A 16,160-nucleotide genomic window follows, 5' to 3' on the forward strand; every position below is an offset into this window, starting at 1 on the left:
ATTCGAAGGAAGTGTCGAAATTTTGAAAAAAACCAAACAGGTCTAGCAGCTTTTTTTCAAAAATCGTTGGTTTTTCTGCTATACTTTTGTTTGTAGTCAGAATAGGAAAAGTGGAGGACGTTCAATGAATAAAACACGTGTAGAAGCATTTAGTGATGCAGTCATTGCCATCATCATGACCATCATGATTTTAGAAATTAAGACTCCTCAAGTGGGTGTTTTGGCAGGTTTGATAGAAAATATCCCATATTTTTTATCGTTTATTGTCAGTTTTATTTTTATCTGTATCGCATGGTACAATCATCATTACATAATGTCCGTAACTCATTGGTTTTCTAAAAAAGCGTTTTGGGCAAATAATTTTTGGTTATTCTCCATGGCCTTCATTCCGGTAGCAACTGCTTGGGTGAGTGAATTTTGGTGGATGCGGGCACCCGTTTATTTTTATCTTGTTGTGTATACGGTTTGGGATTTTGCTTACTTCTTGCTAACAAGGATCATTTATGAAGACAATGCAGTGAAAGATCCACAGGGTGCAGCTAAGTTAAGAAAATCGAAATCTTATAGTAAGGCAACAAAAATCATTCATCTTTGTCTTTTCGCAATCGGATATATCGGTATTTATTTTTATCCGCCCATTGGCATTGGTGTGATTTTATCAGAAGCGGTTATCTGGTATTTAAATGTGCCAAAAGAGGGAGACCGCTTGGAGTGTTAAAAGTTTTGATTGTATAAAGAATCGTGTTCTTTTTAAAGAGCAGGCTATTCGAAAAAAACAATAAAAAAGTTTCCTAATTACGGTGGGAGACTTTTTTTCTTTCCGTTTTTAAGCCCTGCTAAAATCGAAGGAATCATTGAAAATTTTAATGCTCTTTCAGGCAATAATAGCGGATTCATGGTATAATTGAAGAGCTGAGAATAAATAGATTATTCTGTTTGATTCTCGAGACTATTTAAAAGGCTAGCGTAAAATAATTGTCATTCTTGACGTATTTACGACCTTAGAGGAGGAAGCAAGTGTGTTTAAACGTGTTCATTTAATCGTACTAGATTCAGTCGGTATTGGTGAAGCACCAGATGCTGAAAAATTTGGAGATGTCGGCAGTGATACACTGGGTCATATTGCCAAAGAAGCGGGACTAACCATTCCTCATTTAGAAAAACTTGGATTGGGAACTATTGCTCCTTTAACAGGTGTCAAAGCAGTGGCAGACCACGATGGCTATGCCACCAAATTAGAAGAAATTTCTGTTGGAAAAGATACTATGACCGGTCACTGGGAAATTATGGGCTTGAACATCAAAAAACCTTTTCGGGTATTCCCAAACGGCTTTCCTGAAGAATTGCTGAAACAAATTGAAGATTTTTCTGGGCGAAAAGTTGTTTGTAACAAACCATATAGCGGGACAGCAGTCATTGATGATTATGGCGAACATCAAATGAAAACAGGGGATCTAATCGTTTATACTTCAGCAGATCCTGTTTTACAAATTGCGGCGCATGAAGACATTATTCCATTAGAAGAATTGTATAAAATTTGTCAATATGTTCGTGACATTACGAAAGACGAACCTTATATGATTGGTCGGATTATCGCTCGCCCGTATGTTGGTGAACCAGGTAATTTCACTCGAACCAGTAACCGTCATGACTATGCTCTAGATCCTTTTGGCCACACTGTTTTAGATTCGTTGAAAGAAAACGGCAATGATGTGATCGCTGTTGGGAAAATTAACGACATCTTTAATGGACAAGGAATTACTGAAGCTATCCGCACGAAGAGCAATATGGATGGGGTGGATCAATTATTAACGGTCATGAACAAAGATTTCACAGGCTTAAGTTTTACTAACTTAGTGGATTTCGATGCGCTGTATGGCCACCGTCGTGATGTGAAGGGCTATGCAAAAGCCATCGAAGATTTTGATGGTCGTTTGCCAGAGATTATGGCTGCTATGGCCGAAGATGATTTGCTTTTAATTACAGCAGATCACGGGAATGACCCAACTTTCCCAGGAACAGACCACACACGTGAATATGTGCCTTTATTGGCTTATAGTAAAAAAATGACAAAACAAGGCAGCTTGCCACAAGGATTTTATTCAGATATTTCAGCAACGATTGCTGAAAACTTTGAAGTTCCTGCAACGGAAAACGGTCAAAGCTTTTTAAATCAATTACAATAATTCGAGGAGGCAACACATGACAACGTTAACGAACCATTTAAACGAAACAACTGAGTTTTTGAAAGAAAAAGGGGTGCAACAAGCAGACTTCGGTCTAATCTTAGGTTCTGGGTTAGGTGAATTAGCTAATGAAATAACCGATGCGATTGCTATTCCTTTCTCTGAAATTCCCCATTTTTCTGTTTCAACAGTCGTTGGACATGCTGGACAATTAGTTTACGGAACGCTTTCTGGAAAAAAAGTTTTGGCGATGCAAGGACGTTTTCATTATTATGAAGGACATTCGATGCAAACGGTCACTTATCCCGTTCGTGTGATGGCTGCTTTAGGCATTCATTCAATGATTGTAACCAATGCAGCTGGTGGCGTAAATGAAACATATACACCGGGGAATTTGATGTTAATCAATGACCACATTAATTTTACAGGCGATAATCCGTTAATTGGTGAAAATGATGAAGAAATCGGGCCGCGTTTTCCAGATATGAGTCATGCTTACACGCAAGAATATCGGGAAGTGGCAAAAAAAGTGGCTGCGGAACAAAATATTGATTTAAAAGAAGGCGTGTATATGGGCTTTTCTGGCCCGACATATGAAACGCCTGCAGAAATTCGGATGTCACGGACGATGGGTGCGGATGCAGTTGGCATGTCAACTGTTTCGGAGGTCATTGTAGCTGTGCATAGTGGCATGAAAGTACTAGGCATCTCTTGTATTACGAATTTAGCAGCTGGTATGCAAAGTAGCTTAAATCATGCAGAAGTAGTTGAAACAACTGAACGCGTTAAAGGACAATTCAAAGAGTTAGTGAAAGCAACACTAGCAGCTTTATAAAAAAGGAGTAAACCAGAATGAGTGTGCATATCGAAGCAAAACCAGGTGAAATTGCCGATAAAATTTTACTACCAGGGGATCCCCTCCGAGCAAAATATATTGCGGAAACTTTTTTAGAGAATCCTGTCTGCTATAATCAAGTTCGTGGGATGTTAGGTTACACAGGAACGTATAAGGGACAGCATGTTTCGGTCCAAGGAACAGGGATGGGTATGCCTTCAGCAGGTATTTATGCCCATGAGTTAATTAACTCTTACAATGTGAAGAAGTTAATTCGTGTTGGTACGTGTGGTTCTATTTCAGAAAAAGTCAACGTTCGTGAATTAGTTATCGCACAAGCAGCAGCGACACCTTCTTCCGCGATTCGCAATGATTTTCCTAAATATGATTTTCCACAAATTGCGAGCTTTGATCTTTTACTCAAATCTTACGAAATTGCTAAAGCAAAAGGCTTTACTACCCATGTTGGTAACGTATTGTCAGATGATGTTTTTTACAAAGATAGCTTAGATGATGTCTTTCGTTTAGGTCGATACGGGGTATTAGCGATTGAAATGGAAGCGGCAATGTTATATTATTTAGCAGCAAAATTTGATGTAGAAGCATTGGCGATTATGACGGTGAGTGATAGCTTGGTGACAGGCGAAGAAACAACGGCAGAAGAACGCCAAACGACGTTTAATGAAATGATTGAAGTTGGTTTAGAAACAGCAATTGCTAATTAAAAAAATGCTTGGATGAAAACAATCATCCAAGCATTTTTTTTAATTTAAGAGCGCTTTTTTTACATCTTCAACAATTTGGGTATTCGCAATAGGTCCGTTGTATAACCAACTACTTTTTTTATCATAGGTATGAACTTGGTTATTTTTCACAGCAGGTAAGTTCTTCCAAATTGTTTCTTGGAAAAGAGGTGCTGATTCATCACTGTTTACAAGGAAAATGTGGTCTGCGTCAAGCTCAGCTAATTTTTCTAAAGAAACTTGATTCCAATCCGCAGTAGCGTTTTTAGAAATTTCTTCCACTAATTTTGGAACTTGGAGGCCTAAGTCTTGATAGAGCACGGTTCCGCTTGAGCGATTATCGCTAACCATAAAGACTTGGTTGTTGGTTACCCATAAGACTGCCGCAGATTTGCCAGCATCTTTTTTGCCAAGGTCTTCTTGGACGCCTTTGGTTAAGGTATCATAATCTTCTAACACTTTTTTCGCTTGTTCTTTTTTATCTAAAACAGTGGCAATATCTTCCAATTGATCACGCCAAGTGACATTTTCGCCGTTTTTGACTACATAAGTTGGCGCAATTTTACTGTATTCTTTGTATTTACCGCCTTCAACTAGAGCAGATGAACTGATTAATAATAAGTCAGGTTCAAATTTTAGAACCGCTTCATATGGCAAGTCATAGGAAATAGTGGGGACATCTTTCAATTCTTTCGCTAAATAATCTTGAATGCTACCTTGTCCAACTGTCCATTGTGCCACTGGTTTTTCTCCTAATGCAACTAGATAATCTTCTAAATAACTCGCAATAATCCGTTTGGGTTTCGCGGGGACGGTTACTTTATTGCCTAAGGTATCTGTTACTTCATGTGTTTTGTCAGCGTTGTTGGCTTCTTTATTCGTATTACCACAAGCTGCGAGTAAGAATGAACCAAGAAGAAGGGTTGTACCAATTAGGACCGTCTTTTTTAAAAGTTTCATTGTGTAACTCCTTTATTTTTAGTTGATAACGATTCTCATTATCAGTTAAAAACGACCGTTTGTCAATCATCGCTTGCTTTTTTGAGCAAATAAGTTGCATTTTTTAGATAATTCGTTTTTTTGATTGGAAGAAACATTGCTTTTTAAGGAAGGGTCTTTTATAATCAAGGAACAATGAGTGAGAACGATTCTCAATAAATGTAAAATAACGACAGAAAAATTAAAGAGGAATGGTTATGAATTATTTAGAGGCAGAGGACTTAACTACAGGATATGGTCGTCAAGTGATTAGTGAAGCGCTGAACTGTTCATTTGAAGCGGGAACTATTACAAGTATTATTGGACCAAATGGTTGTGGCAAATCGACCTTGTTAAAAACACTTGCGCGTATTTTGCCAGCTGAGAAAGGCAAGGTGTTCATTAAGAACCAAGAACTTCAACATTTTTCTTCAAAAGAAGTAGCACAAGAACTAGCGATCTTATCACAAACGCCAGAAAATACAATCGATTTATCTGTTTTTGACCTCGTCTCTTTCGGGCGATATCCTTATCAATCGGGCTGGAAAAGTGTCACCACAGAAGATCAAGAGTACATACAATGGGCATTAGAATTAACAGGCTTAACTGAGTTAGCTAGAGAGTCTGTGGCAATTTTATCAGGTGGGCAACGCCAACGGGTTTGGATTGCTATGGCGCTAGTGCAGGATACAGATATTTTAATTTTAGATGAACCGACCACCTATTTGGATCCAGCGCATCAGCTAGAAATTTTAAATGTGTTAAAACGAATTAATCAAGAACATCAGAAAACTATCGTGATGACGATTCATGATATTAATTTAGCTTCTCGTTTTTCTGATCGCGTGATTGCGATGAAAGAGGGAAAGATTATCAATGAGGGAACACCGCAAGAAGTGATTACTGTTACTGGCTTAGCAGATGTTTTCGCTATTCAAGCAGAAATTAGTTATCATAGTCAGACACAGCGGCCACTAGTGCTTTCTTATGAGTTGATGGAAATGGAGCTGGATGGATGAAAGGCATAAGCGGATTTTATAGACACCAATGGCAAGTGTTACTTGTCTGTCTTTTTTTGCTAATTGGGACAATGCTTCTGTCATTGATGTTTGGTGCGACGTCGGTTTCGATTCAAACGATTATTGAATCATTTACGCACTTCGATGCGACCAATCAAGCGCATCAAGTCATCCAAACGGTTCGGTTGCCGCGGATTTTAGGGGCCGCTTTTGTGGGAGCAAGTTTAGCGGTGAGTGGGGCGTTAGCGCAAGGGATTACGCAAAACCCATTGGCAGATTCTGGCTTGCTGGGTATCAATGCTGGGGCTGGCTTGGGCTTAGCGCTTGTTTTTGCTTTCCTCCCTCAGGCAAGTTATTGGTGGTTTTTAGTTGTTTCTTTTCTTGGTGCTGGCGTGAGTGTGGCACTGATTTATTATCTTTCTAATCATTCAATTCGAGGAGCAAGCCCCATGCGTCTGACCTTAGTGGGAGCTGGTATTAGTGCCCTTTTTTTATCATTTAGTCAATTCTTAGCCATTCAGTTCAATTTGAGTCAAGAGTTAACGTTTTGGTTTCTTGGCGGTGTCAGCGTTATTTCTTGGGCACAATTAAAAATAGTCGTCCCGATCTTTCTGGGCGCATTTGCATTAGCAATTCTGATTAGTCCGTCGGTGACTATTTTACGGTTTGGCGATGATGCAACAATTGGTTTGGGGCGAAATCCGCAGCGTATTCGGTTGTTTGCCAGTATAACGATTTTGCTTTTATCAGGATTGTCTGTGGCGCTAGTTGGCTCGGTCAGTTTTGTTGGTTTGGTGGTGCCTCATGTGATGCGAACAGTTTCTGGAGAAAATTACCGTCGCTTGATTCCGTTCTCGGCGTTAGGCGGTGCGCTCCTCGTTTTGGTGGCAGATTTAATCGCTCGAATGGTGAATCCGCCTTTTGAAACACCATTTGGGATTATCACGGCCTTAATTGGCATCCCATTCTTTCTTTATTTATTTCGTAAAGGAGGGCAACTAGGATGACACAGAAAAAAGTGTCCCGTTGGGTGGCTATCTTAATAGTTGGGATTATCCTAACTGCTTGTATCAGTTTAACGCAAGGGGAATTATCTGTTTCCTTCATGGATTTAAAAGCCCTTCTTTTGGGACAGGGAAGTCAGGCCAAACAACTGTTAGTTTGGGATTTTCGGTTACCACGGATTGTGCTTGCGGTCCTAGCGGGCGCAGCTTTAGGCTTAAGCGGCGCTATTCTTCAAGGGATTACTCGGAATCCGTTAGCAGATACTGGGATTTTAGGCATTAATGCGGGTGCGGGTTTGGCAGTGATTTTGTTTATTAGTTTTATTGAAACGACAAGTATCACGACGTTTGCACTTCCGCTCGTGGCCTTAGTTGGCGGCTTGCTAGCGGCTGTTGGGATTTTGGTAATTGCGTATCATCATCGTTTAGGATTGACGCCAGTTCGAATGGTCTTAGCGGGTGTCATTTTGAGTACGGGTATTTCAGCACTCACCTTATTAATTACATCAAAAATTGACACTGAAAAGTACCGTTTTGTTACAATGTGGCAAGCAGGCAGTATCTGGGGCAGTAATTGGTTCTTTGTGGGCGCTTTGTTGCCTTGGTTAGTCATCGGGTTCTTTTTTGCGATGAAGCGTCATCGTCTGTTGGATATTTTACAATTGGGGGACGAAACAGCTATTTCTGTAGGTATTGCTGTGAAAAAAGAACGAATCGTTTCGTTGCTGTTAGCGGTGATGTTGGCGGCATCAGCGATTTCCGTTACAGGGGGAATTAATTTTTTAGGTTTACTTGCGCCACATATTGCTCGCAAATGTGGTTTTACGCAACAAAAACAGGTATTGCCGTTGGCGGCGTTGTTTGGGAGTTTACTTTTATTGGTTAGTGATACGATTGGTCGGCTATTGCCTGGCAATGGAGAAATGCCTGCAGGGATTATTGTTGCGATCATCGGTGCGCCTTATTTTCTTTGTTTGTTAATCAAAACAAGCGATTCGTTATAAAAAAGAATCAAAAGCTGGGTCAAGCGATCGTTGTGAAAGCAACTGTCATTTGCTCGGCTTTTTTATTGGCGGATTTTTAAAAAAATAGTATGATAAATGCGTAAGAGCATTGAATGGAGGATGAAAGAATGGAAAACTTTAATTTTTATGTACCAACAGACATCCGTTTTGGGAAAGATCGTTTAGACGAATTACCTGCTGTGTTAGATCAATTTGGCAAAAATGTCTTACTTGTTTATGGTGGCGGTAGTATCAAACGTAATGGCTTGTACCAACAAATTACTGATTTGGCCCAAAAAAACGGGCATACACTGATTGAGTTGAGCGGTGTCGAACCAAACCCGCGCATTGAAACCGTTAGAAAAGGAATTGAGTTGTGTAAAGAAAACCAAGTCGATGTTATTTTAGCAGTTGGCGGTGGTTCAACCATTGATTGTTCCAAAGCAATTGCTGCGGGCTTTTATTCGGAAGAAGATATCTGGACAGTTATTGCAGCCAGAAAAGGGTATACTGGTCCTGCTTTACCAATCGTGACCATCTTGACTTTAGCAGCAACAGGTAGTGAAATGAACGCAGGTGCTGTCATTTCTAACTTAGAAACCAATCAAAAATTAGGCTTTGGTGGTCCGAATATGATTCCAAAAGTTTCGTTCTTGGATCCAACGAATACTTTTACGGTTCCTCAAAATCAAACAGCAGCTGGCTCAGCGGATATTTTCAGTCATTTGATTGAAAACTATTTTAGTATTTCGACAGGCACGGACGTCCAAGATTTTGTGTCAGAAGGCTTAATGCGAACGGTTATCAAAAATTGTCCTATTGCTTTAGAAAATCCAGAAGATTATGATGCACGTGCTAATTTAATGTGGGCAAGTAGTTTAGCCTTAAATGGGTTAACAGGGCGCGGCAAACAAGGTGTTTGGTCTTGTCACCCAATGGAACATGAATTAAGTGCGTTTTATGACATTACGCATGGGATTGGCTTAGCAATTTTAACGCCTCGTTGGATGAATTACGTTTTGTCTGAACAAACCGTAGGCAAGTTTGCACAGTTTGCTCGAAATGTTTGGGGAATAGTCGAACAAGAGGAGGAAGTAGCAGCGAAAAAAGGTATTCAAGCATTGTATGATTACTTTGTGGCTTGTGGCATTCCAATGACATTACCAGAAGTTGGCATCGAAGCAGATAAATTTGAAGAAATGGCACAACAAGCTGTGGCCCATAGTGCAATTGCCGAAAAGGCTTATGTACCATTGGATGTAGCGGACATAGTAGCGATTTATAAAGATTGTTTAACCGAAAGTCAATTTATTTAATCCATAAAAAAGCGGTTTGCCTTGGCAAACCGCTTTTGTTAATAAGAAACAAGTTCTTATAAGTAGTATTTTTCTTTCACAGTTAAATCATCGTTTAATTCATAAACTAATGGTTTACCTGTTGGGATTTCAAGATCCATAATATCTTCATCAGAAATGCCTTCGATGTGTTTAGCTAAAGCACGTAATGAATTACCATGAGCCGCTACTAAGACAGTTTTGTTGTCTTTTAAAGCTGGCGCAATTTCATCTTGCCAGAATGGTAATGCACGTTCCAAAGTAACTTTCAAGTTTTCGCCACCAGGAATATCGCGTTGGTCTAACATTGCATAACGACGGTCGTTTGCTGCAGAACCTTCATCTGTTGCTTCCATTAATGGAGGAAGAGTATCGTAAGAACGACGCCAGATGTGGACTTGTTCGTCTCCGTATTTTTCAGCAGTTTCTTTTTTGTTTAGTCCTTGTAATTTACCATAATGACGTTCGTTTAAGCGCCAAGATTTGATTTGAGGTACCCATAATTGATCTGAGTATTCTAGTAAATAGTTACAAGTTTTGATGGCACGAGTTAAAACAGAAGTATAAGCAACGTCGAATTCGATGCCTGCTTCTTTAATTTTACGGCCGCCTTCTTTTGCTTCTTCAACACCTTCAGGTGCTAAATCTACGTCAGCCCATCCAGTAAATTGGTTTAAGGCATTCCATTCGCTAAGTCCATGACGAGAAAAAACTAATTTTGGCATGTATAAGCTCTCCTTTGAGTTTAGTTTTCTGAAAATAAGATTTCCACGTTTATTGTACACCGTTTTGCGTAAGATTTCCAATGGAAAATAGTAAAAAAACGTGAAAGTTGCTGAAAAATTAGAGTGAAATCGAATCAAAAAAGAAGCCCCATCTGAAGGACTTCTTTTTTATTCTTAGGAATACAGCCGCTCGACATCTGTCTCAGGTAAATTGATGTACTTATAACAAGTGCCCACCGAAACGCCGCATTTATTAGAAATAAATTGGATTGTTTCTTTGTTTTCGTAATATAATGCACGGATTTTGCGGACGGTACGTCCATCAATTTTTGGACGTCCACCTACTTTTCCGTTTTCACGAGCTTTGTGGAGCCCGACGAGTGTTCGTTCTTTAATTAGTGCACATTCCATCGCAGATAAGCTCTCCATTAATTGGAAATAGGCTTCACCTGTTGGAAGGTGAGTATCAATTCCTTCTGAAATGCTGACAAAATCAACTTGTTTTTCCTTTAACATTTTCATAAAGTCTGTTAATTGGCGGGTTGTTTTACCTAAATGGTGCAATTTACAAACAATAAGTGTATCCCCAGCAGAAAGAAGTTTTTCGACTTCGTCTAAGACACTGATCTCCGCTTGAGGATCAAATGTCTCTTGGAAAATATCATCACAACCAAACGATTGGAGAGTGGTTAGTTGATTTTTTAAATCGTCTTCAATAATAGTTGTGCGTGCATAACCAATTCGTTTCATATATTATCCTTCCTATATAAATAATCTTTTTTCACACATTCTTAACGTGCGGGAACATGTAAGGTTTTCGGTCCATCTTCATAACCGACGATTACCATAGAAACCATATTTAAAAATAAGCCGTGTTCAACGACGCCAACCAAGTTGTCTAAATAAGAACCTAAAGCTTCTGGATCTGTAATTTTTTCTAAATGTAAATCGATGATATGGTGGCCTCCATCTGTTATTAATGTTTCGCCAGCAGCGTTTAAACGAAGTGTTGGGTGATAGCCTTTTTCTTCAAATAAATGCACTAGTTGGCGGCTGCCATAAGGAACAACCTCAACTGGAAGTGGGAAAGCCCCTAAATCGTCCACCATTTTTGATTTATCCACAATCCAAATACATTTCTTTGAATAAGTGGCCACAATTTTTTCAAAAAGTAAGGCAGCGCCACCGCCTTTGATTCCTTGAAAATCAGCGCTGATTTCATCGGCGCCATCAATAGTAAGATCCACATACGGAACCTCATCAATACCCTTTAAAGGAATGCCCAAGGCTAAGGCTTGTTTCTCTGTTTCTTTTGAAGTAGTAACCCCCACGATTGACAATCCTTCTTCTTTTACGCGACGACCAATTTCGTCTACCATAAATTTTGCTGTTGAGCCAGTACCCAAACCGACAATCATGCCGTCTTCTACATATTTTGCAGCTTCGATTCCTACCATTTGTTTCAGATTCATCGCTGTTTTCCGCCCCCTTCAATAGTCAAAGATATTGTACCGTTATTTAACTAAAAAAGATAGAAAGTTTTTGAAAAAGTCATAAAAATTTTTAAAGGAAAAGTGCATTTAAATAGAAGGAAAAGCTTTTTTACGAAAGGCGAAAGAAGAGGGTTGACAGCTGATACTTATCGTGGTATCCTAACAAAGGTGCTTTATCTACAGGTTCCTTATAGGGACGTGCTGACTGTCTATCAAAGCATATTTGATAAAGAGTGCAGAGATTGCATTATTTTTTATCGCGAAAAAAGAACCACCTGGATGTGTGGAACTAGAAGCGAAGTAAGGAAGGAGGAGAACAAGGAATGCCTACAATTAACCAATTAGTACGTAAACCTCGTAAATCTAAAGTAGAAAAATCTGATTCACCAGCCTTAAACAAAGGATATAACAGTTTTAAGAAAACTCAAACAAACGTTAACTCTCCGCAAAAACGTGGAGTTTGTACACGTGTGGGTACGATGACACCTAAAAAACCGAACTCAGCTTTACGTAAATATGCCCGTGTTCGTTTGTCAAACTTAATCGAAGTTACAGCTTATATCCCAGGTATCGGTCACAACTTACAAGAACACAGCGTGGTATTATTACGTGGTGGACGTGTAAAAGACTTACCAGGGGTACGTTACCATATCGTTCGTGGTGCGCTTGATACTGCCGGTGTTAACGACCGTAAACAAAGCCGCTCTAAATACGGTACAAAACGTCCTAAAGCTTAATTATAATAAGACAATAACAACTTGAAAAATCATATTTCGGAAGGAGGAGTTACGGATGCCTCGTAAAGGTCCTGTTGCAAAACGTGATGTTTTACCAGATCCAATTTATAACTCAAAATTAGTAACTCGCTTAATCAACCGTGTAATGGTTGACGGTAAACGCGGGATTGCTGCTAACATTATCTATAATTCATTTGATATCATCAAAGAATCTACAGGTAACGATCCATTGGAAGTTTTTGAACAAGCAATGAAAAACGTTATGCCTGTTCTTGAAGTTAAAGCACGTCGTGTTGGGGGGTCTAACTACCAAGTACCAGTTGAAGTTCGTCCAGAACGTCGTACAACTTTAGGTTTACGTTGGGTAGTTAACTACGCACGTCTACGTGGTGAACACACAATGGAAGAACGTCTAGCGAAAGAAATCATGGATGCTGCTAACAACACTGGCGCTTCTGTTAAAAAACGCGAAGACACACACAAAATGGCAGACGCAAACCGCGCATTTGCTCATTATCGTTGGTAAGATCCTCTCTGTCTGTCGCGTAAAGTGGCAGCAGAAAGTCAATTTACAATCGATTTAAATAAAGAGAGGAGTAAACATACAAAATGGCAAGAGAATTTTCACTTGAAAAAACTCGTAACATTGGTATCATGGCCCACGTTGATGCTGGTAAAACAACAACAACTGAGCGTATCTTGTACTACACTGGTAAAATCCATAAAATCGGTGAAACCCATGAAGGTGCTTCACAAATGGACTGGATGGAACAAGAACAAGAACGTGGTATCACGATTACATCCGCTGCGACAACTGCACAGTGGAAAGGCTACCGTGTAAATATCATCGATACTCCAGGACACGTGGACTTCACAATTGAAGTACAACGTTCTCTACGCGTATTAGATGGTGCGGTAACAGTTCTTGACTCTCAATCAGGTGTAGAACCTCAAACAGAAACTGTTTGGCGTCAAGCGACTGAATATAAAGTTCCTCGTATCGTATTCTGTAACAAAATGGATAAAATCGGTGCGGACTTCTTCTATTCAGTAGAATCATTACATGATCGTTTACAAGCAAACGCTCATCCAATTCAAATTCCAATCGGAGCTGAAGAAGACTTCACTGGAATCATTGACTTGATTAAAATGAAAGCTGAAATCTACACAAATGATTTGGGAACAGATATTCAAGAAACTGATATTCCTGAAGATTATTTAGAAAAAGCGCAAGAATGGCGCGAAAAATTAGTTGAAGCTGTTGCTGAAACTGACGAAGACTTAATGATGAAATATCTTGAAGGTGAAGAAATCACTGAAGAAGAATTAGTCGCTGGTATCCGTCAAGCAACAATCAACGTTGAGTTCTTCCCTGTATTAGCTGGTTCAGCATTCAAGAATAAAGGGGTTCAATTAATGTTGGACGCTGTTCTTGATTACTTACCATCTCCATTAGATATCGATGCTATCAAAGGGATCGATACTAAAACAGACGAAGAAACAACTCGTCCAGCTGATGACGAAGCACCTTTCGCTTCATTAGCATTTAAAGTTATGACTGACCCATTCGTAGGTCGTTTAACTTTCTTCCGTGTTTATTCTGGTGTCCTTGAAAGTGGTTCATACGTATTGAACGCTTCAAAAGGCAAAAAAGAACGTATCGGTCGTATCCTACAAATGCACGCCAACACTCGTCAAGAAATTGACAAAGTGTACTCTGGTGATATCGCTGCTGCTGTTGGTCTAAAAGACACAACAACTGGTGATACATTATGTGCATTAGATGCACCAGTTATTCTTGAATCTATTGAATTCCCTGACCCAGTTATCCAAGTCGCTGTTGAACCTAAATCAAAAGCTGACCAAGATAAAATGGGCGTGGCTCTACAAAAACTTGCTGAAGAAGATCCATCATTCCGCGTTGAAACAAACGTTGAAACTGGTGAAACAGTTATCTCTGGTATGGGTGAATTGCACTTAGACGTTTTAGTAGACCGTATGAAACGTGAATTCAAAGTTGAAGCTAACGTAGGTGCTCCTCAAGTATCTTACCGCGAAACATTCCGTGCTGCGACTAAAGCAGAAGGTAAATTCGTTCGTCAGTCTGGTGGTAAAGGACAATACGGTCACGTATGGGTTGAATTTACACCAAATGAAGAAGGTAAAGGCTTCGAGTTTGAAAACGCAATTGTCGGTGGTGTGGTTCCTCGTGAATACATCCCAGCAGTTGAAAAAGGGTTAGAAGACTCTATGAACAACGGTGTTCTTGCTGGTTATCCATTAGTTGATATCAAAGCAAAACTTTACGATGGTTCATACCACGATGTCGATTCAAATGAAACGGCCTTCCGTGTAGCTGCTTCTATGGCATTGAAAGCTGCGGCTAAAAATGCAAACCCAGTTATTTTAGAACCAATGATGAAAGTTACAATTACTGTTCCTGAAGATTACTTAGGTGATATCATGGGACACGTAACAAGTCGTCGTGGACGTGTTGAAGGTATGGAAGCACACGGTAACTCTCAAATCGTTAATGCGATGGTACCTTTAGCTGAAATGTTTGGTTATGCTACAACATTACGTTCAGCAACACAAGGACGCGGTACATTTATGATGGTATTTGACCACTATGAAGACGTACCTAAGTCTGTTCAAGAAGAAATCATCAAGAAAAACGGCGGCAACGCATAATTTTCCTTGAGAATAAAAGGTTTGTTTTTAGAACTATCCTTTTTTCAAGATTTCGTGTAAAATAGCTTATGATGATCAGACGATTTTTAGTAACGTCTATCACATATAAAACAAACAATAAAATTTATATTTTTAGGAGGAACATTCAAAATGGCAAAAGAAAAATTTGACCGTTCTAAATCCCATGTTAACATTGGTACTATCGGACACGTTGACCATGGTAAAACTACATTAACAGCTGCAATTGCTACTGTATTATCAAAACACGGTGGCGGGGAAGCACAAAGCTACGATTCTATCGATAACGCTCCAGAAGAAAAAGAACGTGGAATCACAATCAACACTTCTCATATCGAATATGAAACTGAAACTCGTCACTATGCACACGTTGACTGCCCAGGACACGCGGACTACGTTAAAAACATGATCACTGGTGCTGCTCAAATGGACGGAGCTATCTTAGTAGTTTCTGCTGCTGATGGTCCTATGCCTCAAACACGTGAACATATCTTATTATCACGTAACGTTGGTGTACCATACATCGTTGTATTCTTAAACAAAATGGATATGGTTGATGACGAAGAATTATTAGAATTAGTAGAAATGGAAGTTCGTGACTTATTATCAGAATACGATTTCCCAGGCGATGATGTTCCAGTTATCGCAGGTTCTGCTTTGAAAGCTTTAGAAGGCGACGAGTCTTATGAAGAAAAAATCTTAGAATTAATGGCTGCAGTTGACGAATATATCCCAACTCCAGAACGTGATACTGACAAACCATTCATGATGCCAGTCGAAGACGTATTCTCAATCACTGGACGTGGTACTGTTGCTACAGGCCGTGTTGAACGTGGTGAAGTTCGCGTTGGTGACGAAGTTGAAATCGTTGGTATTAAAGACGAAACATCTAAAACAACTGTTACAGGTGTTGAAATGTTCCGTAAATTATTAGACTACGCTGAAGCAGGCGACAACATCGGTGCTTTATTACGTGGTGTAGCACGTGAAGATATCGAACGTGGACAAGTATTAGCTAAACCAGCTACAATCACTCCACACACAAAATTCAAAGCTGAAGTATACGTATTATCAAAAGAAGAAGGCGGACGTCACACTCCATTCTTCACTAACTACCGTCCTCAATTCTACTTCCGTACAACAGACGTTACTGGTGTTGTAGAATTGCCAGAAGGTACTGAAATGGTAATGCCTGGTGATAACGTTGCTATGGACGTTGAATTAATTCACCCAATCGCTATCGAAGACGGAACTCGTTTCTCTATTCGTGAAGGCGGACGTACTGTAGGTTCAGGCGTTGTTACTGAAATCGTTAAATAATTAACTTTTTAACTATAGCTTTAACCAGCGTAAAAAACTGGGGTATTCGGACGTAAGACCAGAGAATTTATTC

16 protein-coding genes are annotated in these 16,160 nt (G+C 39.6%); 12 read left to right on the forward strand and 4 right to left on the reverse strand.

Features of this window, described 5'->3' with window-relative positions:
* Nucleotides 1-124 precede the first annotated feature (124 nt).
* From IGJ20_RS00675 to deoD, 4 genes are all read left to right on the forward strand, one after another.
* Nucleotides 125-718, forward strand: coding sequence for a TMEM175 family protein (locus tag IGJ20_RS00675; protein ID WP_002359336.1), 594 nt, complete (start codon nt 125-127; stop codon nt 716-718).
* A gap of 301 nt (nt 719-1,019) precedes the next feature.
* Nucleotides 1,020-2,186 carry a phosphopentomutase gene (deoB, locus tag IGJ20_RS00680; RefSeq protein ID WP_002356179.1) on the forward strand — a complete coding sequence of 389 codons (1,167 nt, stop codon included), beginning with the start codon at nt 1,020-1,022 and terminating at the stop codon, nt 2,184-2,186.
* A 16-nt stretch (nt 2,187-2,202) separates the two neighbouring features.
* On the forward strand, nt 2,203-3,021 hold the full coding sequence (locus tag IGJ20_RS00685; RefSeq protein WP_002356180.1) for a purine-nucleoside phosphorylase: 819 nt from the start codon (nt 2,203-2,205) through the stop codon (nt 3,019-3,021).
* A 17-nt stretch (nt 3,022-3,038) separates the two neighbouring features.
* A complete protein-coding gene (deoD, locus tag IGJ20_RS00690; RefSeq protein ID WP_002396136.1) occupies nt 3,039-3,746 on the forward strand; it encodes a purine-nucleoside phosphorylase in 708 nt (235 codons plus the stop codon).
* Nucleotides 3,747-3,785: 39 nt separating this feature from the next.
* Here the strand turns inward: deoD and IGJ20_RS00695 are convergent, their stop codons facing one another.
* A complete protein-coding gene (locus IGJ20_RS00695) occupies nt 3,786-4,724 on the reverse strand; it encodes an iron-hydroxamate ABC transporter substrate-binding protein (RefSeq protein ID WP_202317534.1) in 939 nt (312 codons plus the stop codon).
* 230 nt (nt 4,725-4,954) lie between these two features.
* On the opposite strand from IGJ20_RS00695, the gene IGJ20_RS00700 reads away from it, so the two are divergent.
* The 4 genes from IGJ20_RS00700 to IGJ20_RS00715 all read left to right on the forward strand — a co-directional run bounded on the left by IGJ20_RS00700 (nt 4,955) and on the right by IGJ20_RS00715 (nt 9,085).
* Nucleotides 4,955-5,761 carry an ABC transporter ATP-binding protein gene (locus tag IGJ20_RS00700; RefSeq protein ID WP_002356183.1) on the forward strand — a complete coding sequence of 269 codons (807 nt, stop codon included), beginning with the start codon at nt 4,955-4,957 and terminating at the stop codon, nt 5,759-5,761.
* Nucleotides 5,758-6,768, forward strand: coding sequence for a FecCD family ABC transporter permease (locus IGJ20_RS00705; RefSeq protein ID WP_202522274.1), 1,011 nt, complete (start codon nt 5,758-5,760; stop codon nt 6,766-6,768). Before IGJ20_RS00700 ends, IGJ20_RS00705 begins: the two co-directional genes overlap by 4 nt.
* The gene (locus IGJ20_RS00710; protein WP_033594621.1) at nt 6,765-7,769 is read left to right on the forward strand and encodes a FecCD family ABC transporter permease; all 1,005 of its coding nucleotides are present in this window, start codon (nt 6,765-6,767) and stop codon (nt 7,767-7,769) included. The genes IGJ20_RS00705 and IGJ20_RS00710 overlap by 4 nt, the downstream gene beginning before the upstream one ends.
* A 113-nt stretch (nt 7,770-7,882) precedes the next feature.
* Nucleotides 7,883-9,085 (forward strand): iron-containing alcohol dehydrogenase, encoded by a 1,203-nt coding sequence (locus IGJ20_RS00715; RefSeq protein WP_002386357.1) that lies wholly within the window; start codon nt 7,883-7,885, stop codon nt 9,083-9,085.
* 56 nt (nt 9,086-9,141) lie between these two features.
* Here IGJ20_RS00715 and gpmA read toward each other — a convergent pair whose 3' ends face one another.
* The 3 genes from gpmA to rpiA all read right to left on the reverse strand — a co-directional run bounded on the left by gpmA (nt 9,142) and on the right by rpiA (nt 11,300).
* Nucleotides 9,142-9,828, reverse strand: a complete 687-nt coding sequence (gpmA, locus tag IGJ20_RS00720) for a 2,3-diphosphoglycerate-dependent phosphoglycerate mutase (RefSeq protein ID WP_002359343.1) — start codon at nt 9,826-9,828, stop codon at nt 9,142-9,144.
* Nucleotides 9,829-10,002: 174 nt separating this feature from the next.
* Entirely contained in the window at nt 10,003-10,578 is a 576-nt protein-coding gene (locus IGJ20_RS00725) for a recombinase family protein (protein WP_002356188.1), read from the reverse strand.
* 41 nt (nt 10,579-10,619) lie between these two features.
* Nucleotides 10,620-11,300, reverse strand: a complete 681-nt coding sequence (gene rpiA / locus IGJ20_RS00730; protein ID WP_010709139.1) for a ribose-5-phosphate isomerase RpiA — start codon at nt 11,298-11,300, stop codon at nt 10,620-10,622.
* Nucleotides 11,301-11,644: 344 nt separating this feature from the next.
* Between rpiA and rpsL the strand changes: the two genes are divergently transcribed.
* From rpsL to tuf, 4 genes are all read left to right on the forward strand, one after another.
* Entirely contained in the window at nt 11,645-12,058 is a 414-nt protein-coding gene (rpsL, locus tag IGJ20_RS00735; RefSeq protein WP_002356190.1) for a 30S ribosomal protein S12, read from the forward strand.
* Nucleotides 12,059-12,113: 55 nt separating this feature from the next.
* Nucleotides 12,114-12,584 carry a 30S ribosomal protein S7 gene (rpsG, locus tag IGJ20_RS00740; RefSeq protein WP_002356191.1) on the forward strand — a complete coding sequence of 157 codons (471 nt, stop codon included), beginning with the start codon at nt 12,114-12,116 and terminating at the stop codon, nt 12,582-12,584.
* 83 nt (nt 12,585-12,667) lie between these two features.
* On the forward strand, nt 12,668-14,749 hold the full coding sequence (gene fusA, locus IGJ20_RS00745; protein ID WP_002356192.1) for an elongation factor G: 2,082 nt from the start codon (nt 12,668-12,670) through the stop codon (nt 14,747-14,749).
* Nucleotides 14,750-14,899: 150 nt separating this feature from the next.
* Entirely contained in the window at nt 14,900-16,087 is a 1,188-nt protein-coding gene (gene tuf, locus IGJ20_RS00750; protein ID WP_002356194.1) for an elongation factor Tu, read from the forward strand.
* Nucleotides 16,088-16,160: the final 73 nt, after the last annotated feature.

The sequence above is a fragment of the Enterococcus sp. DIV0294 genome (assembly GCF_050558155.1).
Taxonomy (GTDB): domain Bacteria; phylum Bacillota; class Bacilli; order Lactobacillales; family Enterococcaceae; genus Enterococcus; species Enterococcus faecalis.